This is a genomic window from Microbulbifer sp. ABM4_008 (assembly GCF_056311705.1).
Map to the genome: position 1 here is coordinate 4,207,172 of NZ_CM149970.1, position 22,622 is coordinate 4,229,793.

Genomic DNA, 22,622 nt, shown 5'->3' on the forward strand with positions numbered 1-22,622 from the left:
CGAGCCCAAACTACTCAAGAGGAGTAAAAGACCGGTGCGGATACATAACTCCAGAATAGAACTGTAGCAACCATAATAATGACTGCCATGACGAGTGACACCGTAATAATTGCACTGGCAAAAAGGAAGCCACGCTCTTCAGAAACACCCATCACAATAGGAATTCCCAAATAAAGCAGATAGACGGCGTAAGCAACCGCCAGAGTTGCGAGCAGTATGTCCAACCACAACACAGGGTAAATCCCTGCAATACCCACAATAAAAATAGGCGTGGCAGTGAAACCCGCTACAACAACGCCTTTAAGGGGGTGAGTTTCAGCTCCGTAAGTCTTGGCCATCCAATGGATGAAATAACCAATAGCAGTGACAGCCAAAACCATTGTGCAATAAAATACGGCGACCAATTCCAAAGCACTTTGTCCCGTAATTCTCACCGGGGCACCAGTGCCAATCGTCCAGCCAACTTGTGTCGTGCCAAAATACCACGCAGCTGCAGGAAGTAATGCCAGAACGATGACATAAGGAACCTGTCTACGCAGATTACGTTCAGAGAGACTACCAATAAGCTGCCACTGTCTACGTGGTTGCAGCATAAGGCCAAGCATATGGGTCAACATCTCGTTATCCTCAACTGTGCAAGGAACTATAAGCGAGACCTATTAGCTCAAATTGATCTTGGAACTGCTGGTCAAAATGAGGTGTACCGCAATCAGGCCACTCTCAAGCTCCAATTTATTTCTTATTTAACCCCTTCACTTTTAGGTGTTAAGGTCGCACAAGTCAACAAACTCAATTAAATTGGCGGGAATATTTACGCGAGCGTTTCGCTTGGAAACAAGTAAATAGAAAACACTGCTACAAAAAAACCCGCGAAGGATAAAGCAGGATTTACGGTGGGGAAAAGCTGGTTACTAGACCCAGGCAGCCTTGGAAACTGCCTGGGTACGAAGATTTAGTACTTAAACTACAGGCTCAACAGAGTGCATCCACCCGTAAGCATCCTCAGAACGCCCCTCCTGAATATCCAGCAGTGCTTGTCGCAAACGCTCTGCAACAGGACCTGGGGCATCGGCTAGTTCGTACTCCCTATCGCCATCACCGATTACGCTGATAGGACTGATTATTGCAGCAGTACCACAAGCAAAAGCTTCGCTACAGTCTCCAGAAACTACCTGCTCTAACAGTTCATCAATGGGGATCGCCCGCTCAACAACCTTGTACCCCAATCCCTCCGCAAGCTGGATCAGAGAATATCGGGTGATGCCCTCGAGAATTGAGCCGTTCAACGCTGGGGTATATATAGCGCCATCAATGACCGCAAAAAAATTCATCCCTGACAGCTCATCGATACTCTGCCGATTAGAGGGGCTCAACCAAAGTGACTGATCATAACCTCGCTCTTTAAGGCGGCCGATACTAAGTAGAGAACTGGCATAATTTCCGCCAACTTTAGCATCCCCAGTTCCCCCTACTGCAGCTCGAGCATCTTCTCTCTCAACCCACAAACGCATATTGCCGGAATGGTAGGCTTCCGAGGGACTAGCTATTACATAAAATTCATAGGCATTACTGGCTGAAACCGTTAGGTCCGGCTGGGTTCCCATTAGGAAAGGACGCAGGTACAGGGACTCACCGCTGTTGCTCGGGAGCAGGCCAGCGCAGTAAGCAGTCACAACACGAACGCCATCCAGGAACAGGGACTCAGGAACCGGAGGCATACATAAGCGCTTCGCTGAATATGCCATTCGTGCAGCATTCATTTCGGGCCGGAACAGTGCAGCTCCCCCCTCGGAAGTTCGATAGGCCTTCATTCCTTCAAAGCATGACTGCGCGTAGTGAAGTACCTTAGCAGCAGGGTCGACGGTCAGAGGCGCATAGGGGATCAACTCTCCACTACTCCAGCAACCATCCTGCCAAATGGCGCGAAACATTACTGGGGCCATGGCGGTTCCAAAGCCCAGCTTCTCGGGTGCTTCATAGCCCCGAAGGCTTACCGCGATCTCTGGATCGATATAGATACTCACTGAGCTCTCCTCTGAATTCGAATCAGCTGATTATGGCGCTTGTTACGCTGCAATCCAAATAGATCAACCTCTGATACAGCAACAGCAGTAATCTAACCCCAAATTCAGCATACTTGTTAGGACGATGATCCACCTATTTAGCTTCCGCCATCCTGATGTGGCACCAGCGCCAACCAAGCCACTCGCTACACTTCGCTGCCAAGTCGCGATATCGGACGTAATCAACAAATTTTTGGCATCTACTTACAGTCCCTCACCCCTAATTTGCACTCCCAACTGCTAAACCAAAAGGGTGGTCACAGGCATGCTGGCGCAATGGGCATTAAGTGGCTGAAGTACCCGCCGCAGCTTCCTTCTTGGCACATAGTGCTAGCTATACTGACTAATACGCGGCCAGGCAGGCATTTATAAGCATCCAGTCGCGCCGTCACTGTGAGCTTGAGGATACCCCCTCAATGCGCTCAGGGTCGAGAGAACCACATTCAGGAGAGAACTTCCGCCGTATTCGCTGTTGCAGTGGGCGAGCGGAAATAAGACCCGAAAACTGACAGGTGTAGGTTCCAACCTCAGCTGTTTGGTATTCGGTGAAGCCAAATATGAAACGGAAGTGGTTCAATCGTGACACAGATAGATACCAGCAATTCCTTTGCTATCGGCTTGATGTTTACAGCCACAGCACTGCTGTGTAATGGCGCCCTGGCCGACGATGGCGCACCTGTGGCAGTCCAAACTAATGCACCTCCAAAAGCCTTTATTGAAGCCGCCTCGAAACCACTCAAGAAAACACCTCGACAGCTAAGGCCCTCCGAGGCTGTAGAAAATTACCGTGAACGTATAGAGGAGCTCGAAGCCCAATATGGTGCTTATGGCGCCGGTATTGATGAACAGCTTTTGGGGCTGGCCACCGCATTACAGAAAGCTGGCGATCATGAGCAGGCTGTCACTGAATTTCGTCGTGCAATGCTGATTAGCAGAGTCAATGAGGGGCTCTATTCCCTAAGCCAAATCCCTATGATCAAGCGCTTGATCGAGAGTCAAATAGCGCTCAATCAGTGGGAAGAAGCTAACGACAACCAGCAGTACCTCTACTGGCTCTACCAGAAAAATTACGGCGAAAAAGACCCCCGTATGCTGCCAGTAATCAACAACTTGAGTCGTTGGCATTTACAGGCTTATGTGGAGGAAAAAGGGGACACGCTATTTGAGCATCTAATTAGTGCAACCAATCTTTACAGTTTGGCGGTAGATATTATTACAAAAAACTTTGGCTCCACCGACCTTCGCCTTGTTGATGCCCTGCGCGGATTAAAAGCAACTAACTATTATCTGGCCACCTATAAGGGTGAACCCAACTCTCCAGTTTTTGTTAACGCCAGCTTTGGTGGTAGTGGCCCCGACTCACATCAGCGAACCAAGTTAGATCACTACCGGATGAAGAGTTTTAACACCGGGAAAAAAGCCATTACCCGTATCGTTGATGTCTACCAAAGAAACCCCAAGTCCCCCCCGGCAGCCTCAGCCAAAGCCAAAGTTGAACTCGGCGACTGGTACATGATGTTTAACAAGTGGCACTCCGCGCGCCAAACCTACGGCGAGGCCTACAAGGCACTTTGGGATAACGGTGCCTCTAACGATGAAATTGAGGACATATTTGGACGGCCTGTGGCTTTACCCGCGCTCCCCGTTTTGGAGTCGGACAGCAAAGTCCTAGCCAATTCCCGGATTACGGTCTCCTATGATGTCACGGCTTTTGGCAAGGCGAGGAATATAAAAATACTCAGGGCTTACCCTTCAGATAAAGTGAAGATCCGCTCAAAAGTTAGAAACATTCTAAAACGCGCCAAATTCAGACCAAGGTTTGAAGATGGAGAGGCGGTGGAAACCCGCGGAATTGTGCAACGCTTTATATTCGACTGAGAAACCTATCACCACTGACATCGGCTCGATGTGGAATCTACGCAAATAATCAAATAACAACTATTTTTAAAGTTCCACATTGAGCATTTGCTAGTACCGGAAAAACACTTCATGTGTCTCACGCGGTCACACCGGCAAACAGTCTAGGAGAGAAAGAGATGACACCTCGAGCAGCGGTAGAAAAAATTCACCGCCACAGCTGTTTGTCAAATGTACTGGTACCAATTGCTTTGGCGGCGATCTTAACCGGTGGGTGCAAGAGCCAACAAACTCAGTCACAGCCACCAGCAATGCCATCTCTACCATCCTCCAGTTCATCTTCCAGTTCTGCATCGCAATCGCAATCTAGTAGCAGCAGTAGTTCGCAAAGATCTGGCCAATCAACGGCTTCGAGCAGTGGGCAGCCTAGTAGCAGCTCTTCCAGCCAGCCCAGTGCGAATATGCCTACAGCGAGATCAGAACAGAGCCAGTCCTCCAGTAGTGGAAGTAGCGGATCAGAGTCGAGGGATCAAAGTTCACCTGGGGATCAAATGCCGGACCCAAACGGTTCAAATGATCCATCGTCACCAATTTATACGGATCCCGAACAAACCAGCCAAAATGGAGAGAAACCCACTGATCCTTCGTCTGGTGAAGATGGAACGCCTCCTGAAGAAATTGATTTTTCTGAGGAGGAGCAATCATCTTCGTCTTCCAGCGCATCATCTAGTAGCTCAGCTTCTAGCAGCAGCTCATCCAGTAGTAACTCAGCGGCCAGCGGCGCGCCTGCCAGCAGTTCAGCTTCTGGGCAACCCGGCGGTGGTTCGCCACGTTCCGGCAGTGCCCCCAATGAAGCTCCCACTTCATCGGCAGATCGCGTTGCAGAACTTGAGGGCCAGTTTGAATCCACTATGGTCAGCTATGACGGCATGATTTTGCGGGAGCGTGACTTTGTAAGAAACAGACCGGGGTCAGCCTCCGAAGAAAATAAAGAAGAGGCGATGGATGAGGCACCACCAGCAGGGGAATCCCTAGAAGACTTAATTCAATCTGCAGAAGCCGAAATTCCACCTCCCCCCAATGCAGGCCCAACATCAGGTAACGGCCCCAAAAATAATAACTCCAGTGGACAAATAACCGGTCCCGGACTGCCCGCTTCTGGACGTAAAGGTGATTTTAATCACGGTGGTTCACAGGCAGTTGTGCCCGCCGATATACCCAGTGGTACAGATGATGACGTCGTAGCTCGACAGATTCGTGAAGCTGCCACACGCGAGACTGACCCCGAATTGCGCGAAAAGCTTTGGGAAGAGTATCGCAAGTATAAAAGTGCAACGCAGTAGTCTTGGAGAACGCCGATATGTCGACCAACCAAAAAACCCGACCGGTTAAGTATCAGTTCATAACAAGAGTCGCAGCATTTTTTCTAACTCTTGTTGTTATCAATGGTTGTACCACTACCGAAGTCAGAACTACCGCATTTACTCCGCTAACAATCGAAGATAACAATGTTCCCGAAGAGAGACTGCTGGATGTCGGCGTTATTCAATTCAATCCAGGTCTCGATACAGCACAAGCAGATGAAGATGAGCTTGTTTTTCCCGAGCTTCGTCAAGCTGAATCCCGCTATATGGCTGTCACCCTTGCCGATTCATTGCAGTCCAGCCTGGGGTGGGGAGCTGTAAGGGTTATTCCATCGAGCCGCACCAATATTGATGTGACTGTATCCGGGCGTATTTTGCAATCTGATGGAGAAAAGCTGACGGTGGAAATCACCGTATCCGATTCCCGGGGGCAGTTGTGGTTTACCAAGCAGTATTCAGAGAACGCATCCCACTATGCCTACGACCGAAAGCACCCTACTGAAGGAGATGCTTTTCAGGGAATCTATAACCGTATTGCTAACGATATGCTGAATTACCGACAAAAGCTTTCAAATCAGCAAATCGTAGAGCTGCGCACAATTTCTGAGATGCGATTTGCACGGGATTTTTCTCCCCAGGCATTCAATCGCTATTTAACTCAAAGTGCTGAGGGTGTCTATTTTTTAAGTGCTTTACCCGCAGAGAATGACCCCATGTTACAAAGGGTAAGAAAAATACGGGAAAGAGATTATCTGTTTGTCGACACTCTGCAGGAGTACTACGGCACCTTCGCCAAAAGTATGGAAGTTCCCTATCAGGAATGGCGAGCCCGCAGCTATGAAGAAGTAAGGGAGATGCGAGAGTTAAAGCGCAAAGCCCGCAATCACACAATTATGGGGGCAGCAGCCATTATTGGAGGTATCGCTGCTGCTGGCGCTGGCACTGGAAGCGCCCAGGCAGCTGGGCAGGTTGGAATCGGTGCCGGGGGCTATCTTGTTAAAAGTGCATTTGACCGAAAATCCGATGCCAAGATGCATTTGGAAGCTCTGCAAGAATTAGGAGACTCCATCGAGGCAGAGGTAGAACCGCAAATTGTTGAGCTGGAAGATCGCACTATTACCCTCACAGGTACTGTTGAAAATCAGTATCGGCAATGGCGGGAAATTCTCAAGGAAATCTATGAAGCCGAAACTGGCGCAGTCAGTAACAGCATTTAAATTACGTTAGAGGTACCCAAAAAGCACGCTAATCAATGTGATTAGTTATTACTGAATACCCAACATCTTCACTGGGTCATTGAATAACACGGCGGAATCACTATGCAGCACCGCGATAACTCCAAGGAAGATACAGTTCATATAGAGCCCGCAGAATTCACATTCGGCGGAGAGGAAAGCTCTAAATCCCCTAAGTCAACGACTGCCAACGCTATTCATCAACGGGAGCAAAGGTCCTACTGGCCCGCCGCTCTTGGGGTGATAATGGTAAGCGCACTGGTCGGTGTATTTTGGGGGCTTCCTCAGGTTGTAAAACCACCAAAGCGTTCAGCCGATACAATTGTCTCCGTACAGCCTGGAAACAGCGCAGCTGTGGAGAGCAACCAAAAATCTCCTTATAGCGATGCAGAAATAATGCAGCAGCGCAGGGAGGTTCAAAAGGTTCTCCAGGAAATTCTTGAAATCAAAGAGGAGCTCAAAGATCGAAAGGTAGAAGTATGGGCTTTTGAAGAATTCTACTCTGCTGAAGACTTGGCTCTACAAGCCGATGAAATTTATCGCAAACGCAATTTTATGGCAGCGCTAGAAAAATACCGGGAATCACTCCAGGCATTAGAGTACCTAAAAGATAGTATTCCCGAGCGCATTGAGACGCATATTAATGAAGGTAATCGAGCTCTGAGTCAGGGGGATAAGGATTCCGCCAGCGATGCTTTCAAGATGGTATTAACCATATCCAATAACCATCCCAGAGGCCTTAAGGGTATTGAGCGGGCCGACAAACTCCCCCTCGCTTGGTGGCACTTAACTCAAGGAACAAAGGCATTTAAACAGGCCAAATTGGATTTGGCTCAGGAACAGCTCAAGAAATCTCTCGCGATCGACTCAGAAACAGCCGATGCTCAGGATCTATTAGCAAAGGTTGAGGGTGCAATTACAGAAAGGGATTATCAAAGCGCGATGTCATCTGGCTACGGTGCAATTGCCGAAGAAAAATTTGAATCGGCAAAATCCTATTTTCATCGAGCAAAGAACTTAAAGCCAACAGCAAAAGCCCCCGATATCGGCTTAGCACAAGCACGAAATGAAGCTGACAGAGTGCAGATAGAAAAACTCCTCCAACAAGCTCGCATGGAAGAAACCAAGGAAGAATGGCACAGAGCCCTAAAAAGTTATACAGACCTGGTCAAGAAGGACTCTAGCCTGGTGGACGCAATAACAGGCAAGGCTAGAGCTGCTGCCAGAGCAAAGCTGGATGACCAGTTAAAAGATTTAATTCAAGATCCACTAACCCTTGGCGAAGGTAAAAGGAACTATTTTGCCCGACAAGTACTAACAGACGCTCGCAAACTCAATACTAAAACCCCAAGGCTGCAAAGACAAATTGAAGACCTTGAAAATGCGCTGACACAAGCCCTGATCCCCTTACCGGTTAAATTCAAGTCGGATCGAACCACCAGTGTCACCATTTACCATGTAGGGAAATTAGGTAATTTTGACCAACGGGAAATCGCGCTGAAACCTGGGCGCTATATCGCCATTGGTACCAGAGAAGGTTACCGAGACGTTCGCCAAGAGTTTGTTGTAAGACCAGGTAAGCCCACAACGGAAGTTGTTATCCAGTGTGCCGAAAGGATAAACGGTGCCAATAATAGTTAAATGAGAGAACCCAGACAGCAGCATAAACTCTAAAAATAAGATTTTCCGTAATGAGCTGCGATGATAACAGACACCTCGTTGAGCTGAGCGAAACGAGGTGTTCTGTGACAAACACCCTATAAATCCCCATGCAGATTACGCCAGCAAGCTAAGCTTTCTGCAGATAGAAAATTGTGTACCCACCTTTGGTCAGGCTGACTGAGCATAAAGCGATGCGTGCCAAACCAATGCCATTGCGAAAAATCTATAAGTACCAGCAATAGGGAAACATAAATGACAGTGAAGGAAGCAGTACCTGTCCAGGATGAAAAGCCGCCAGTTCAGGAACAAAGCCTGATTGAGCCAGTTGGATTCACCCCGGTACAAATAAAATCTACCCGCGCGCGACTCTTTCTTTCTAAGCGAGCATTGATTGTCGCAGGTTGCCTTTTACTCGCTATTTTTGCACTCAGCTATCTGATTATGGCGCGGTCATTAATCTTTGATACCAACCCGGTTGATGCCCGCATCAAAGTCAGTGGGTTCGCCATCCCTCTGGGCGATGGACATTTGGTTTTACCTGGTAATTATCAATTCACGATCAGTGCTGACGGCTATTTGCCCCAGAGCGGCGAAGTCGAAGTAAAACGTGACGGGCACAGTCGCCACTCCGTTTCCCTGGAAAAACTTCCAGGCCACCTACAGGTTAAAACAACGCCCCCTGTACCAGTAAAAATCCTTATTAATGGACGGGAAGTACCCAATAAAAATGGTCTTGTGGAAGCAATCAACGCAGGTCCTATGCGTGTGACTGTCCTATCAGACCGATACTTGCCGTTCACCCGTGAAATCAATGTTGAGGGGCTAGACAATACCCACACACTGGAGGCCGCACTTCGACCGGCCTGGGCCAATATCACCGTCAGCAGCAACCCTCCCGGGGCCACGGTCACGGTTGAAGGAAAAGTTCTCGGCAGAACACCACTGACCACTGAATTAGTTCAGGGCGACAGAACCGTATCCATTTCACTGCCGGAACATAAAACTGTCGATATTCCTGTCGCTGTTACAGCCGGTGTCGATCAAACGCTAGCAACCGTCAGCCTGGGACCCGCTGATGGACTTTTACGTGTTGTTACCACCCCAGAGGGAGCGGGAGTGACGGTCAACGGAGAGTTTCGCGGTCATACCCCGCTGGAACTGGAATTGGCCTCCGGCCACAGGCATAGACTTCGCTTCTTCAAGGATGGCTACGCCTCTATTGAGCACACAGTTGACCTCGGTGCTGGAACACAGCGGGACCTGAATATAAACCTAAATGCTGTGTACGGCAGGGTTCACGTCAGTAGCGTCCCTCCAGATGCGGAAGTTTACATTGATGGTCAATACGCCGGGAACAGTGGACAAACTTTCAACCTGCCAGCCCGCAGCCATAACATTGTCGTACGTAAACAGGGCTATCAGGAATTTGACACTCGTGTCATTCCCAGCACCAAACTGGAGCAAACTGTCAGAGCGGTACTGCTTACATCCGAACAAGCGCGCTGGAGAGAAACCCCATCAACTTTGCGTCACGCAGCTGGCGGCACCATGAAACTCATGCGCCCCAACGCCGTATTTACCATGGGATCATCCCGGCGAGAACAGGGGCGGCGGGCAAACGAGGTTATGCGTCAGGTATCTCTAAATCGGCCTTTCTATATTGGGACCACTGAAGTTACTAACCGGGAATATCGGCGTTTCAAGCGCCTGCATACCTCAAGCCATATAAATGGTGTCAGTCTCGACAATGACAATCTGCCAGTTGTAAATGTCAGTTGGGTAGAGGCAGTGCTATTTTGCAATTGGCTCAGTGAAAGAGACGGTCTCACACCGGTCTATTTGACGGAAGCCGGGCGTGTTGTCGGCTTTGATGGCGCAGCCAACGGTTATCGCTTACCGACTGAAGCCGAATGGGCCTGGGTTGCACGATACGATCAAGGCACCATGAAAAAATTCCCTTGGGGAAATGAGCTACCAATAAAGAGCAATTCCGGAAACTACGCAGATACTACTGCCACAAAACTAGTTCCTGCAGTCCTTCGCACCTACAGTGATCGTTACGCAGCTACCTCACCGGTAGGTAGCTACAGTCCTAATGCTTTTGGTATTTATGACTTGGGTGGAAATGTCTCTGAATGGATTCACGATCTATACACGATAGGGACCGGGTTATCCCGACGTATCGAAGAAAACCCTGTCGGTCCAGAGGATGGGGACTTCCATGTAATACGTGGTTCCAGTTGGCGTCATTCGGGGTTGACTGAGTTACGCCTCTCCTACCGTGATTACGGAGAGTCCGCTCGTAATGATATTGGCTTCCGCCTTGCCCGCTGGGTGAATTAGGAGACTAGTGTGAAATTTTTATTACTTACTTTACTGCTTCTATTTATCAACTTCGCGTACGCAGAAGATGAAAACAAGCCGGAAGAGAACCAACAAACAGCGGCAGTAATCCCCAAGAAAGAAGCACCAATAACTAGGAATAAAAGTAATTCAGATGACTATAAAGCCTCGGAAGAAATCTCCGAAGACTTATCGGTTTCCTTTCCCGTAGATATATAGAAATAGCTTCTAGCGAGTATCGCCATGAAATTTAAATCATCAGATTTTGTCTTCCAGGTCTTTGCTCTTCTGGGGTCTATTATTTTGGTCCATGCGATTTATGTCGCCATTATTCGCCCTAATGCAGATGCGCTAATTGAGGAGCAACTGGCGAGGGAGGCCGCTGGGGAAACCTACGTTCAACAACGCTCTATCTACATTGTGATGCGCGACTATGAGCAAGAGGCCTGCTTTGTTCTGATGTTGTGGGCAATGGCCATTATGGGACTAAAGGCACAGAGAAGCATTCGCGAGCGAAAATTACTGGACAAAGCTCTACTTAATATCAGCGAGGGAACTCCTATTCTTCCCGAGGATACCCGTGATTTATCCCGCCCGATACAAGCCCTTCCTGAAGAGGAACGACGATATTTAGTTCCCAGGGCACTACTCACCGCCCTGCAGCGATTCGGTTCTACCAAGAATGTCGCCGCCGTTTCCAACTCTGTAAAAGAGGTTTGCGAAACTGAGGGAGACAGACTCGATTCTGAGCTGGCAATGGTTCGCTATATTACCTGGGCTATTCCATCTATCGGCTTTATTGGCACGGTACGAGGTATCGGCGAAGCATTATCACAGGCGCATAGAGCCGTAGAGGGGGATATAGCTGGCGTGACGGTAAGTCTGGGGGTCGCGTTTAACTCTACCTTTATCGCCCTGGTAATTAGTATCGTCATTATGTTTTTCACTCACCAGCTACAACTCATGCAGGAGCGCCTGGTGTTGGATACACAAAGTTACTGTGACAACCGCTTACTGCGTTTTCTGAAAATCAGCTAGCGGTTTTACCTGAATAAGTCGTAGCGAGGAATAAACCCATGGGACAAGGCGTCCTGGAAATAAATGACTGCGGATTACGTGTATTTTCAAATACTAACGAAGTACTGGAAAGTCCTGGAATTGCAGTTATTGAACACAATAAAATTCATATTGGTACCTCAGCTCAAATGCGTGCCAGGAGCCATCCGACTCAGGTTAACAACCAGTTTTGGAGAAGACTGAGCCTCGAGTCGCTAAAGTCAGAAAATCAACGCTGCCGCCACCATGCCGACTTGGTCTACTGCCACCTTCAGGAAATAGCGGAGCACTGTGACCTTCCCGATGAAATTGTTCTCGCTGTTCCCGGCAATTTTACCCACGAACAACTGGCCTTACTTCTGGGAGTTATTAAAGTCAGCGATATCAATATCGTAGGCATTGTTGATGCAGCAACCGCGTGCCTGGGTAATTTGGCTCCTGCAGGAATCCAACTGCATATCGACCTACAACTCCACCAGACACTGGTAACAAAGATTGCTGTGGATAAGCAAGCCACGGTGAAAACGGTAGAAACTGTTGCCGACGCAGGACTACACAACTTCCAGGAATCCTGGGCTCGCGTATTTACCGATGCATTTATTATGCAGTGCCGATTTGACCCTCTCCATTCAGCTGAATCAGAACAGCAACTCTATGATTTGATGCCCCAGTGGACTGATCGAGCGATGCGTCACGGAGAAGTTCTAGCTGAACTTGATGATCGAACAGCAAAGATCAGCCTGCGGCAGCTTCAAGATGCAACAACCCCTCTCCTTTCTCGTATACGAGCAATGATTGAAAACCTGGAGGAAAGTCAAAGTGTGAGTTTTATCTCCCATCGCTGGGCTGATATCCCAGGGGGAATTCAATTGGCCCAACGTGTACATCTTCTCTCAAGAGACTCCATTGCACATGCAATAAATCACCGCTGGAAAGAATTACGCAGTGATAGCAGTACATTGAAACTGATCAACTCTGTCACTGCCCTCCCCCCCAACGAGGTCAAGGTGCATGTAGAGAAATCCTCAGAAACCGTAGCGACACATTTACTTTTTGGCCACAAGGCACTGGCCGCCCAGGAACCTCTATTCGTTTTCTGGCATGACGAGAAATTTCAAGTCACCCCAACACCACCGGAGCACCCAGCCGCAACAGTCACAAATCATGCCGGCAGACTTGCTTTGCGGGTGGATGCTGGAATTCAGCTCACACTCAATGGAAAAGAGATTGAGTCACCCGTTAATCTCAATGCCGGCGATACAATTGGAGTTGCAGATTATCAAGATGTGATAACTGCGATTAGCGTGGAGCGATATGGGGCGTAAAAAGCGTCGTTTTTCCACATTTAGCCTGTCCTTCCTCGATATCATGTCCTGTGGTTTTGGGGCAGTAGCGTTAATTTTTCTTATTATCAAACACGGCTCCGATCACCAGGTTGAAGTAGAGACTGAAGATCTCACTGCCGAGGTGAACCTTCTGGAAGAGGAGGTGGAATTTGGACAGGAACACTTAGTTCAAGCCAGAAATACTCTGGATGTCGTTAGTGATGAACTGGTTGAGGCTCAAGGGCTTGCCAGACGCATTTTGGAGCAAATAGAGGAAACCAAAGGCAATATCGCTGAAATCGACAGTATCGATGAAGAAGAGGATATCAAGAGGCTACAAGATAAACTCAAAAAACTGGAGCAGGCGAAAAAGAACCTTGAGGAAGAAAATAAAAAGCTGGGAAATAACGTTCGCAAATTTGTCGGTGATGGAGATCGTCAATACCTCACCGGCCTGCGCCTAGGCGGTAATCGCATCCTGATACTATTGGATTCATCGGCGTCTATGCTCGGCGACGAGCTTATTAAAATAATACGCGCCCGTAACATGTCTTCACCGGTAAAACGCAAAACTGAAAAATGGCGCAGGGCCGTCAGCACAGTCTCCTGGCTTACTGCTCAGTTTCCCAGAGATAGCCAATACCAGATCTATACTTTTAATACCTCTTTTCGTGCCGCAATCGCCGGTACAGAAGATCGCTGGCTCAATGTGGATGACCGCGACCAGTTGGACCAGGCTATCAAGGGGCTAGATGAAGTAGTGCCGGAAAATGGTACCAGTCTAGAGAGAGTATTTAACGCTATTAACGCTATGACGCCACTGCCCGACAACATTATTCTCATTACCGATGGGTTACCGACCCAAGGGATGAGTGCGCCCAGAAAACCCACTATTTCGGGTAGAGACAGGCGCAGTCTATTCAAGCGCGCGGTCAAAGTGCTCCCCAAGAATATTCCCATCAATGTCATTCTTGCCCCTATGGAGGGGGACCCATTTGCGGCTAGTGAATTTTGGAAGCTGGCGATGCAAAGCAAAGGCTCTTTCCTTGCACCTTCGAGGGACTGGCCATGATAGGAGCACAAAAAAAGCGTCGCCAGGAGGAGTTCAGCATTTCCTTCCTGGATGTTATCTGCTGTGGATTTGGCGCAATTGTTTTGCTGCTGATGATCGCCAAGACTGCAGAACCGATTGTATTAGAGGAAGCTGAAGTTGACCTCGAAGGGCAGGTATTGGAACTACAGCAACAGCTGGCAGAAATCCGTGGTGAGACCACAGTTATCAACCGGGACCTAAATTCCAAGCGAGAACAAATCGATATCGAGCGCAAGAGAATTGCCAACCTGCGCGGTGAGTTGGAAGCACTTCAAGCAGAATTTGCCAGTAAAACCGAAGGGCAAAGTGAGGATGGCAAACTCAAAGGTGAGCTGACCATTGCACTACAATCCATCACTGATGAAATGCGTCGCCTACTGGGCGAGAACTACCAGCGTAAAAACAATGTTATTGGCGGAATCCCTGTCGACAGCGAATACATTCTCTTCATTATCGACACCTCCGGCAGTATGTTTAATTACGGCTGGGACCGAATGATGGCGGAGATGGTCAATACTCTAGACCTTTATCCCAATGTTAAAGGTATCCAGGTCATGAATGATATGGGGGACTATATGTTCTTCAATTATCGAAACAAGTGGATACCTGATACCCCAGGGCGCCGCCAAGCGATACTAAAGCGGTTGAAGTCCTGGAATCCTTTTAGTAACTCCAGCCCTGTTGAAGGTATCCAGAAAGCCGTCCGCAGCTTTTATGATCCCAGTAAGAAAATCAGTATTTATGTGCTTGGCGATGAATTCACCGGAAAATCAATCCGCAGGGTTATGTTAGCTGTCGAACGGGTAAATGCTAAGCACGGTGAGGGAAAACGAAATATCAGAATCCATGCAGTAGGATTCCCTGTACAGTTCTCTCGCCCTCCACACCTACAAACCACAGGACTGCGCTTTGCGGCCCTTATGCGCGAACTCACCTATCGAAACGGCGGCACTTTCGTGGGGTTGAATGACTTTCGCTAGTTAAATGATTCAAGGAGGAACATATGAGGTATAGGTCGACTTCCTTTGGACACCTAAAGGTACTTATTCTTGTAAGTTTCTTCCTGGGTGCTTGCAGTCATACAGTACAGGTGGATGGCAATTACCCTGCCCCAATAGGCGATCAATTGCCAATAACAGTAGGCTTCTACCTCAGTGAGGACTTTAAAAGTTTCACTTATAAAGAAGACAGTGAAGATCGTGAAGAATGGAATATAAGCACAGGCAGAGCACAAAAAAATCTGTTTGAAACAGTATTGGGTTCCATGTTTACCGATACCGTATCTCTATCCAGTTATCCACAAGAAGTCCCCGCCAATGTCGAACTGGTGATAGTTCCAGAAGTGCGAGAGCTGCAGTTCACAATGCCCAGAGAGACAAGGGTCAATATTTTTGAGGTATGGATTAAATACAACATGACCGCATTTGACCCCAGTGGTGGACAGGTTGCTAACTGGGTAATAACCGCTTACGGAAAAACCCCTACCGCATTTTTACAGTCCCAGGAACAGGCATTAACTCAGGCGATAAATATCGCCCTGCGCGATGCCGGAGCAAATCTCTATACCGGGTTTGGGAAAGTTCCTGAACTACAGGCCTTTCTCTCAGGGAAACGCCGATCGCTATCACTGAGAGAAATCAAGGTGAAAGCCAAAAAGGCTGAATAAGAGGAGTAAATCGTGTTCAAGCCACTTCTAGTTGCAGCGATAATCTTTATTAGCGGTTGTACCACTGTCGTAATTGATGAGTATCGGCGCTCCGATGGTGAGCTTGCCGAAGGAGATTCCGTCGTCATCCTGGGCCGCCGTCACTCCAGTGAATATGAAACAGAGCCTGATTTAATTGCCTGTGTTGGTAGAGAACTACACAACCCTGAGTTAGGTGTAAACATTATTCCAGAGCAAGACTTTGTCGATCTTATGTACCCCTGGTTTGAACCCAGGACAGCACCTATGCATGTTCGCTCCCTAGATCGCCTGATGGAAAATGAAAGTGTGCGTGAGCGAATGGAAACCTATGGAGTGAAGTACATCGTCTGGATTGATGGTTCGACAGAGACCACAGCCAGTGCCGGCTCTATCAGCTGTACCATCAGTACCGGCGGTGCAGGGTGCTTTGGCTTTGGGACCTGGGATAAAGAATCTGACTACGAAGCGGCAGTATGGGATTTCAGGGACCGCGAACTGTCTGGGAAACTTAGTGCAGATGCCAAAGGAACCTCCTATATGCCCGCGATCGTGGTTCCAATACCACTAATCGCCAGGGTCCAGAATAATGCCTGTAAAGGAATGGCGCTGCAGCTCCAACAATTCTTGATGCCAGCAGTAACACCCAGTTCATAAAAATTAAGACGCTACGGGAGGCCAGGGGTAATGAAATTTATCGAGCGTGCTTTTGCCAGCGCTATCCTGATACTCAGTGCAGGCTGTGCATTTAACCCTGCCACCAATAAGCCTGACCTGGTTCTAATGTCAGAGGACAAGGAAATCTCTATCGGTAAAGAGATGCATGAAAAACTGATAGAGAGTACTCCAATCTATAAAGACCCAGTCCTAACCGCTTATGTCAATCATGTCGGCCAAAAAGTGGCCGCCGCCAGCGACAGACCGGATATCAAGTACCAATTTACGATCATCGACAGCCAGGATATCAACGCATTTGCCCTTCCTGGTGGGTATATCTACATCAACCGAGGCCTTCTAACTTACCTGCACTCAGAAGCTGAAATGGCCGCTGTACTAGCTCATGAGATTGGCCATATCACCGCCCGCCATGCGGTAAGGCAAAAAACAGCTGCGACCGGAGCCAGCGTTGTATCAGTATTGTCAGTTTTGGTTACCGGTAGTGGTGTAGTCGGAGATGTTGCAAATTTATATAGCACCGCTGCAGTGAAGGGTTACGGCCGCGAGATGGAACTGGAAGCGGATCGCTTCGGAGCCCAATATATGTTCAACGCTGGTTATGACCCCCAGGCCATGATCAATGTTATTGGGCTATTAAAGGATCAGGAGACATTTGCCCGACGCCGTGCCCGTATTGAGGGCAAGAAACCGCAAACTTACCACGGGGTTTTTGCATCTCACCCTAGAAATGACCTTCGCCTACAGGAAGTTGTAAACGCTGCAGGCCAGCTTCCCGAAGATAACAAAGAAACCAAAGTAGAATACTATCGGGAAAAAACAGATGGCCTTGTGTACGGACAGAACACACAGCAGTCCACTAAAAATCGCTACAATCACAAGCGGCTGGGTTTCTCCCTTCTATTTCCCGATGGCTGGTTGGTAGAAAATCAACGTTCAGCCATTGTCGGCTCTGCACCTGATAAAAGTGCACAAATTACCATTACAGTTACCCAACGCGATGGCAACCAGCCCGCTGACATGGCTCTGCGCTCAGAGTTCGATCTACGACAACTGGAGAAAGGGGAGAAACTCAATCAATATCGACTTGAAGGCCATACCGGAAAAATTCCACCGCTTGAAAAAGAGGATGCAGATCCAGACAGAATTGCGGTAATTTTTTATGGTAGCAGACAATTTGTACTGCAGGGAAAAGTCACAAATGATGAAGACTCAGATCCAGAAGCTATTGATAAATATGACAATTTATTCCTGACCAGCATTAGAAGCTTCAGGCCGCTACGACAAACTGACATTGTAGAAGAGAAGGACATCAAACGCTTGCGCTACGTCCAGGCCAATGAAAAAACTACTTTTGCCTCCCTGGCAAAACATATGGAAATCGGCGAATATGCAGAGGAGCAATTACGCCTCTTAAATGGTTATTATCCCCGAGGAGAACCCAAGCCCGGAGAATGGATAAAGATCGTTCAATAATTTTATAAGAATCAGCCCCTAATCCTTTTTCTATCACCCCCCAAAATTTTGGAGGGTTAGTGTCTATCTGAAAATAAAAGATAATAATAAGGAGTAAGTGATGAATGGCATGATGATGCAATCCCAGCTCATCCTCACCGGTATTATGAAGCATGCTCTAAGCAACTCACCGGATAGTGAGATTGTTTCAGTTACCTTGGATAACCCCGATTTTCGTTATAGCTATCAACAAGCTTTTGAGCGAGTCTCGCAATTGGCAAATGCACTACAAAAGCTTGGAGCCAATGATGGAGATCGAATTGGTACTCTTGCCTGGAACGATCACCGGCATTTTGAACTCTACTACGCAACTTCTTGCAGCGGGCTCGTTTGCCATACCATTAACCCCCGGCTTTTCCCTGAGCAAATATCTTACATTATTGAGCATGCCGCAGATCGATGGCTGTTTATTGATCCACTATTTATGCCCCTAATCGAATCTCTGGCAGAATATCTAGATTCGATTGAAGGCATCATTGTGCTAACTGATAAAGCACATATGCCCGCCACAAGCCTGAGCAATGTTTACTGCTATGAAACATTGATTGCAGCAGAGCCCACTGAGTTTCAATGGCCTGAATTAGAGGAAGAGAGTGCAGCAGCACTCTGTTATACATCAGGCACAACAGGCAATCCCAAAGGGGTGCTTTATTCCCATCGCTCTCTGATGCTGCATACCTACGGCGTATTGATGCCAGATGTCTTTGCGATTAGAAGGGACGAAGCCATATTGCCTGTTGTTCCCATGTTTCACGTCAACGCCTGGTCAATACCCTATGCGGCACCGGCTGTTGGAGCAAAACTCGTGTTACCTGGCCCCAAAATGGGGTGTGGAGAAACGCTCAGTCAATTAATTCAAAAGGAAGCCGTTACTATCGCTGCCGGCGTTCCAACCGTTTGGCTCGCCCTGCTCAAGTACCTGCGGGAAAGTGAAGAGACCCTACCCTGCTTGAATCGAGTAGTCGTGGGTGGATCGGCTTGCCCCTGGAGTATTATGGAGGAATTCGAGCAAAAGCATGAGGTATATACCCATCACGCCTGGGGCATGACTGAAATGAGCCCGCTGGGAACCTACAATGCCCGCATACCTGAGAACCTCTCTAAAGACGAAGCACAGGCCCTCAGGCTCAAGCAGGGCCGAGCGGGCTTTGGGGTCGAGATGCGTATTGTAGACCCCGAGGGAAATACCTTGGCACAAGACGGGCTGGCTTTTGGAGCCCTTCAAGTGCGTGGTCCCTGGGTCTGTGAGCGCTACTACCAATCCAAAGAGTCAGCACTTACCGAAGACGGCTGGTTTGATACTGGTGACGTTGCCACGATCGATGCTGACGGCTACCTGACAATCACTGATCGCACTAAGGATGTTATCAAGTCCGGCGGCGAGTGGATTTCCTCTATTGAGCTGGAGAATTTTGCCATGACACAGGCGGGAGTAGCCGAAGCCGCTGTTATTGGGGTTGCCCATGAAAAGTGGGCTGAGCGGCCTCTCCTGATCATTGTTCCTGCTGAAGGCAAAACACTAAAAACTGAGGAGATTCTGGCATCCTTTAAAGGGCATTTTGCCAACTGGTGGATTCCCGATGACTGTGTCATTGCCAAGGAAATCCCCCATACGGCTACAGGCAAAGTCAGCAAAAAAGACCTTCGAGAAATCTATGCCGACTATCTATGGTCTCACGAAGCCACTGTGTGAAGGGGATTAAGACGCTTTTGGCAGGCATCATCGCGGCATAGCAAAGCGTTGCACTGTAATAACGCAATTTTACCTGCCTCAAGTCTTGATTAAATTTTGACGGCGCTGAAATAGCGCCGTTTTAGAGTGCTTAACTTCCTGTTAATACCTAAACCAGCGGTTCCTCTGTAGGCGACAATCTTTGCTTGCTGACTATTAACCCTTATCGATTCATGGTTTCCGGGCTGACTGGATATCGGTTTATCTTCTATTGACTTACCTAGGCGCACTAGCCAACCAGAATTATCTTGAGTAGAAGTATCTGACTGTGGATATCCTGGAATATCTCAGTCCATGTGAGAGGGAATAGGGAATTTACACTTCCTTGCGTTGGATGGCACTGGCTTACAATCTAGCCATTATCATACTCCTCACAGCAACGGCATTTACTCATTAACGAGGAAGTCACAATGAAGAAATTATTCAGTTTGGTAATCGCTGCAATAATTACCATTTCTGCAAATACCCTAGCTTGGGCAGATAATGACCATGCCGCACAACTTGTGGAGCGCTTAGAGGCAACTAAAGCCAAGCTTAACCTCTCTGATGAGCAGGTAGAAAAAGTAAAGCCAATCCTGGAATCAGCCAATGAACAACGCCGCCAAGTGCTTGCAAAATACGGCGTTAACATAGAAAGTCCCTCTGGCGCTATCCAAAAGATGAGCTTTCGTGAGAAGCGCCAGTTAGGCAAAGAAATGGCTGCTATCAGAAAATCTACGCTCAGTGAAATGTCCACCGTACTGACGGATCAACAATTAGCAGGGTTCAAAAAACTTCAAGAAGAAAATCGAGCAGCCTTCAAAGCCAAGCTTTAAGAGAGAAGAAATTAGAGTGTCCAGGGTTCATAATGCCTATCGGATAGACGAAGCCGCGCTGAATAGCTCTACGCTCGCTCTGCGAAAGCCTCGCCCCGACGGGGCTCTCGTATTCAGTTATATCCCTGTCATATTTCTCTGCTAGAAAGTGCCCCACAATTCATCACGGGCCTTTATCACATGTTAAAAAACCTTCTATCAGTAGTGTTGATTGGCTTTTCTGTAGCCGCAACACTAACCTGCGCGGACAACTTTGATCAGAGAAATAAACAAACTATTGTGGTAGCTCATAGAGGTGCCTCTGCCTACCTACCTGAACACACCCTCGAATCCAAAGCGCTGGCTTACGCTATGCGTCCAGACTATATTGAGCAAGACTTGGTACTCAGCAAAGATGATCACTTGATCGTAATGCATGATATTTATCTAGATAGTGTAACTAATGTCGCCGACGTTTTTCCCCAGCGCGCTCGCGATGATGGTCACTTTTACACTATCGATTTTACCCTGAGCGAACTTAAGCAGCTTCAGGTATCAGAGCCCTTCATAGATAGTGAGGATGGACTTCAAGCAAAATACCCTGAGAGATTTCCAATATGGAAATCTAGCTTTAAGCTGTCCACCTTTGAGGAAGAACTGGAATTGATCCAGGGGCTTAACCGATCCCTGGGCTACGATATTGGCATCTACCCGGAGATTAAAAAACCCTACTTCCATCACTGGGAAGGAAAAGATATTGCCTCTATAGCCTTGCAATCACTCAAAAAATACGGCTACACCGATCGCGATCACAAAGTTTTTTTCCAATGCTTTGACGCAGAAGAGCTCCAGCGAGTTAAATTTGAGCTGATGCCCTCCATGGGGATGGATCTATCATTAGTTCAATTGATCGCCGCTACCGACTGGGGGGAAAAATTGGTCGAAGTGAATGGAGAAATTGAAAAGTACAATTATGACTGGATGCTGCAACAGGGGGGCTTGCGCAAAATCGCCACCTACGCAGATGGGATTGGCCCCTGGTATCCTATGTTAATGGAAGTAACGGATGGCCAACCAAGAGCTAACAGTGTTGTCCGCCGGGCACACCGCAGACAGCTAGAAGTTCACCCCTATACCTTCCGCGCGGATACAGGCAAGGTTCCCGAAGAATTTGAAAGCTTCGAGGACTTCCTGCATTTCGCTGTATATCAGCTGCGCATTGACGGTCTCTTTACCGACCACCCCGACAGAGCCGTTAACTATCTTTCCCGGGGACATAGGGATCGTTAAAAAATGAAATCAGAAAAAAGGCCGCATAGTGCGGCCTTTTTTTACTTAATCAAACTTGGAGAAGTCCGCTGGTCTCTTCTCCATAAAGGCCATAGCAGCCTCTTTAAACTCATCAGAGGCGAGGCGCTCCTTAAAGTAACGGCCTTCGTCTTGAATAAACTCTAACCCTTTCTCTAGAGTTGCTCTGCGCAAAAGCTGTTTAGTTAAACGGAGGGCAGCCGGAGCTTTCCTCGCTAACTCAGCTGCGGCTTCACGTGCGCGAACTATGGCCTGTTCTGGCGCCACTGCGGCATTACAGATACCAATCTCAACGGCTTCCTGAGCACTAAAACGCTTGCTCAACAATAACAGTTCAGAAGCTTTGGCATGGCCGGCGATCCTGGGCAACAAGTAGCTGGAGCCATACTCTGGACACAGCCCCAGGTCCACAAATGGCATCTGGAACATGGCGTCGTCTCCAGCAAAAGACAGGTCGCAATGCAACAGCATGGTTGTACCAATACCTACTGCAGGGCCATTAACGGCTGCAACTACCGGCTTGGGAAAGTGGTAAAGAGCACTCATAAACTGGAAAACCGGAGATTCCTCCCCTTCGGCAGAGCCGCCCAGGAAATCTGTCAGGTCGTTACCACTGGTAAATATGCCCTCAGCACCGGTAATAATCGCGACGCGAACATCCGGGTTTGTAGCTGCGCTATTCAATAACCCTGCCATCGCGGTATACATGGCCATAGTCAGGGCATTTTTGCGCCCGGGTCGATTAATCGTAATCTCGAGGATGCGGTCCTTAAGCTGAGCCTGAATTTCAGCGCATTCGCTTTGCATATTGTTCTCCGGGGTAAGAAGTAGATTGGGCTACTCTCAGTAGCCTAATTATGGAACCCCAACGGAAGCCACTTTTAATCCGCTGTAGGCCATCTATTTAGGAGATTCA

At 48.2% G+C, this 22,622-nt stretch carries 19 protein-coding genes; 16 read left to right on the top strand and 3 right to left on the bottom strand.

Going from position 1 to position 22,622, the window contains the following annotated elements:
- Window positions 1-14: 14 nt before the first annotated feature.
- On the bottom strand, window positions 15-617 hold the full coding sequence (locus ACYX4J_RS18295) for a Yip1 family protein (protein ID WP_444895205.1): 603 nt from the start codon (window positions 615-617) through the stop codon (window positions 15-17).
- A gap of 342 nt (window positions 618-959) precedes the next feature.
- Complete coding sequence (locus ACYX4J_RS18300) at window positions 960-2,024, bottom strand: branched-chain amino acid aminotransferase (RefSeq protein ID WP_476177260.1); 1,065 nt, start codon at window positions 2,022-2,024, stop codon at window positions 960-962.
- A gap of 618 nt (window positions 2,025-2,642) precedes the next feature.
- Here ACYX4J_RS18300 and ACYX4J_RS18305 point away from each other — a divergent pair.
- The 16 genes from ACYX4J_RS18305 to glpQ all read left to right on the top strand — a co-directional run bounded on the left by ACYX4J_RS18305 (window position 2,643) and on the right by glpQ (window position 21,688).
- A complete protein-coding gene (locus tag ACYX4J_RS18305) occupies window positions 2,643-3,941 on the top strand; it encodes a hypothetical protein (RefSeq protein WP_444926670.1) in 1,299 nt (432 codons plus the stop codon).
- Between the two features lie 158 nt (window positions 3,942-4,099).
- Window positions 4,100-5,263, top strand: coding sequence for a hypothetical protein (locus tag ACYX4J_RS18310; protein ID WP_476177261.1), 1,164 nt, complete (start codon window positions 4,100-4,102; stop codon window positions 5,261-5,263).
- A 17-nt stretch (window positions 5,264-5,280) separates the two neighbouring features.
- Window positions 5,281-6,501, top strand: a complete 1,221-nt coding sequence (locus ACYX4J_RS18315; RefSeq protein WP_444892784.1) for a hypothetical protein — start codon at window positions 5,281-5,283, stop codon at window positions 6,499-6,501.
- A 102-nt stretch (window positions 6,502-6,603) separates the two neighbouring features.
- The gene (locus ACYX4J_RS18320) at window positions 6,604-8,160 is read left to right on the top strand and encodes an ABC transporter permease (protein ID WP_476177262.1); all 1,557 of its coding nucleotides are present in this window, start codon (window positions 6,604-6,606) and stop codon (window positions 8,158-8,160) included.
- 273 nt (window positions 8,161-8,433) lie between these two features.
- On the top strand, window positions 8,434-10,524 hold the full coding sequence (locus tag ACYX4J_RS18325) for an SUMF1/EgtB/PvdO family nonheme iron enzyme (RefSeq protein WP_476177263.1): 2,091 nt from the start codon (window positions 8,434-8,436) through the stop codon (window positions 10,522-10,524).
- Between the two features lie 9 nt (window positions 10,525-10,533).
- On the top strand, window positions 10,534-10,743 hold the full coding sequence (locus tag ACYX4J_RS18330; RefSeq protein WP_413664372.1) for a hypothetical protein: 210 nt from the start codon (window positions 10,534-10,536) through the stop codon (window positions 10,741-10,743).
- A gap of 24 nt (window positions 10,744-10,767) precedes the next feature.
- Window positions 10,768-11,562, top strand: coding sequence for a MotA/TolQ/ExbB proton channel family protein (locus ACYX4J_RS18335; protein WP_282934287.1), 795 nt, complete (start codon window positions 10,768-10,770; stop codon window positions 11,560-11,562).
- A gap of 38 nt (window positions 11,563-11,600) precedes the next feature.
- Entirely contained in the window at window positions 11,601-12,905 is a 1,305-nt protein-coding gene (locus ACYX4J_RS18340) for a hypothetical protein (protein WP_413664371.1), read from the top strand.
- On the top strand, window positions 12,895-13,977 hold the full coding sequence (locus ACYX4J_RS18345; protein WP_282934290.1) for a vWA domain-containing protein: 1,083 nt from the start codon (window positions 12,895-12,897) through the stop codon (window positions 13,975-13,977). The genes ACYX4J_RS18340 and ACYX4J_RS18345 overlap by 11 nt, the downstream gene beginning before the upstream one ends.
- Window positions 13,974-14,978, top strand: coding sequence for a VWA domain-containing protein (locus tag ACYX4J_RS18350; RefSeq protein ID WP_413664370.1), 1,005 nt, complete (start codon window positions 13,974-13,976; stop codon window positions 14,976-14,978). Before ACYX4J_RS18345 ends, ACYX4J_RS18350 begins: the two co-directional genes overlap by 4 nt.
- Window positions 14,979-15,001: 23 nt before the next feature.
- On the top strand, window positions 15,002-15,664 hold the full coding sequence (locus ACYX4J_RS18355) for a hypothetical protein (protein WP_282934292.1): 663 nt from the start codon (window positions 15,002-15,004) through the stop codon (window positions 15,662-15,664).
- Between the two features lie 12 nt (window positions 15,665-15,676).
- Window positions 15,677-16,339, top strand: a complete 663-nt coding sequence (locus tag ACYX4J_RS18360) for a hypothetical protein (protein WP_413664369.1) — start codon at window positions 15,677-15,679, stop codon at window positions 16,337-16,339.
- A 30-nt stretch (window positions 16,340-16,369) separates the two neighbouring features.
- Window positions 16,370-17,833, top strand: a complete 1,464-nt coding sequence (locus ACYX4J_RS18365) for a M48 family metalloprotease (RefSeq protein ID WP_282934294.1) — start codon at window positions 16,370-16,372, stop codon at window positions 17,831-17,833.
- Window positions 17,834-17,933: 100 nt separating this feature from the next.
- Complete coding sequence (locus tag ACYX4J_RS18370) at window positions 17,934-19,565, top strand: long-chain fatty acid--CoA ligase (protein ID WP_476177264.1); 1,632 nt, start codon at window positions 17,934-17,936, stop codon at window positions 19,563-19,565.
- A gap of 449 nt (window positions 19,566-20,014) precedes the next feature.
- Entirely contained in the window at window positions 20,015-20,419 is a 405-nt protein-coding gene (locus ACYX4J_RS18375) for a hypothetical protein (protein ID WP_476177265.1), read from the top strand.
- Between the two features lie 180 nt (window positions 20,420-20,599).
- Window positions 20,600-21,688, top strand: coding sequence for a glycerophosphodiester phosphodiesterase (gene glpQ, locus ACYX4J_RS18380; protein WP_413664365.1), 1,089 nt, complete (start codon window positions 20,600-20,602; stop codon window positions 21,686-21,688).
- A 45-nt stretch (window positions 21,689-21,733) separates the two neighbouring features.
- On the opposite strand, the gene ACYX4J_RS18385 is transcribed toward glpQ, so the two are convergent.
- Window positions 21,734-22,513 (bottom strand): enoyl-CoA hydratase, encoded by a 780-nt coding sequence (locus ACYX4J_RS18385; RefSeq protein ID WP_444926660.1) that lies wholly within the window; start codon window positions 22,511-22,513, stop codon window positions 21,734-21,736.
- Window positions 22,514-22,622: the final 109 nt, after the last annotated feature.

Bases quoted from the DNA above. Each gene is read 5' to 3' on its own strand.
- ACYX4J_RS18295 (WP_444895205.1), bottom strand. From the start codon at position 617: ATGTTGACCCATATGCTTGGCCTTATGCTGCAACCACGTAGACAGTGG.
- ACYX4J_RS18310 (WP_476177261.1), top strand. From the start codon at position 4,100: ATGACACCTCGAGCAGCGGTAGAAAAAATTCACCGCCACAGCTGTTTG.
- ACYX4J_RS18315 (WP_444892784.1), top strand. From the start codon at position 5,281: ATGTCGACCAACCAAAAAACCCGACCGGTTAAGTATCAGTTCATAACA.
- ACYX4J_RS18320 (WP_476177262.1), top strand. From the start codon at position 6,604: ATGCAGCACCGCGATAACTCCAAGGAAGATACAGTTCATATAGAGCCC.
- ACYX4J_RS18325 (WP_476177263.1), top strand. From the start codon at position 8,434: ATGACAGTGAAGGAAGCAGTACCTGTCCAGGATGAAAAGCCGCCAGTT.
- ACYX4J_RS18335 (WP_282934287.1), top strand. From the start codon at position 10,768: ATGAAATTTAAATCATCAGATTTTGTCTTCCAGGTCTTTGCTCTTCTG.
- ACYX4J_RS18340 (WP_413664371.1), top strand. From the start codon at position 11,601: ATGGGACAAGGCGTCCTGGAAATAAATGACTGCGGATTACGTGTATTT.
- ACYX4J_RS18345 (WP_282934290.1), top strand. From the start codon at position 12,895: ATGGGGCGTAAAAAGCGTCGTTTTTCCACATTTAGCCTGTCCTTCCTC.
- ACYX4J_RS18350 (WP_413664370.1), top strand. From the start codon at position 13,974: ATGATAGGAGCACAAAAAAAGCGTCGCCAGGAGGAGTTCAGCATTTCC.
- ACYX4J_RS18355 (WP_282934292.1), top strand. From the start codon at position 15,002: ATGAGGTATAGGTCGACTTCCTTTGGACACCTAAAGGTACTTATTCTT.
- ACYX4J_RS18365 (WP_282934294.1), top strand. From the start codon at position 16,370: ATGAAATTTATCGAGCGTGCTTTTGCCAGCGCTATCCTGATACTCAGT.
- ACYX4J_RS18370 (WP_476177264.1), top strand. From the start codon at position 17,934: ATGAATGGCATGATGATGCAATCCCAGCTCATCCTCACCGGTATTATG.
- ACYX4J_RS18375 (WP_476177265.1), top strand. From the start codon at position 20,015: ATGAAGAAATTATTCAGTTTGGTAATCGCTGCAATAATTACCATTTCT.
- glpQ (WP_413664365.1), top strand. From the start codon at position 20,600: ATGTTAAAAAACCTTCTATCAGTAGTGTTGATTGGCTTTTCTGTAGCC.
- ACYX4J_RS18385 (WP_444926660.1), bottom strand. From the start codon at position 22,513: ATGCAAAGCGAATGCGCTGAAATTCAGGCTCAGCTTAAGGACCGCATC.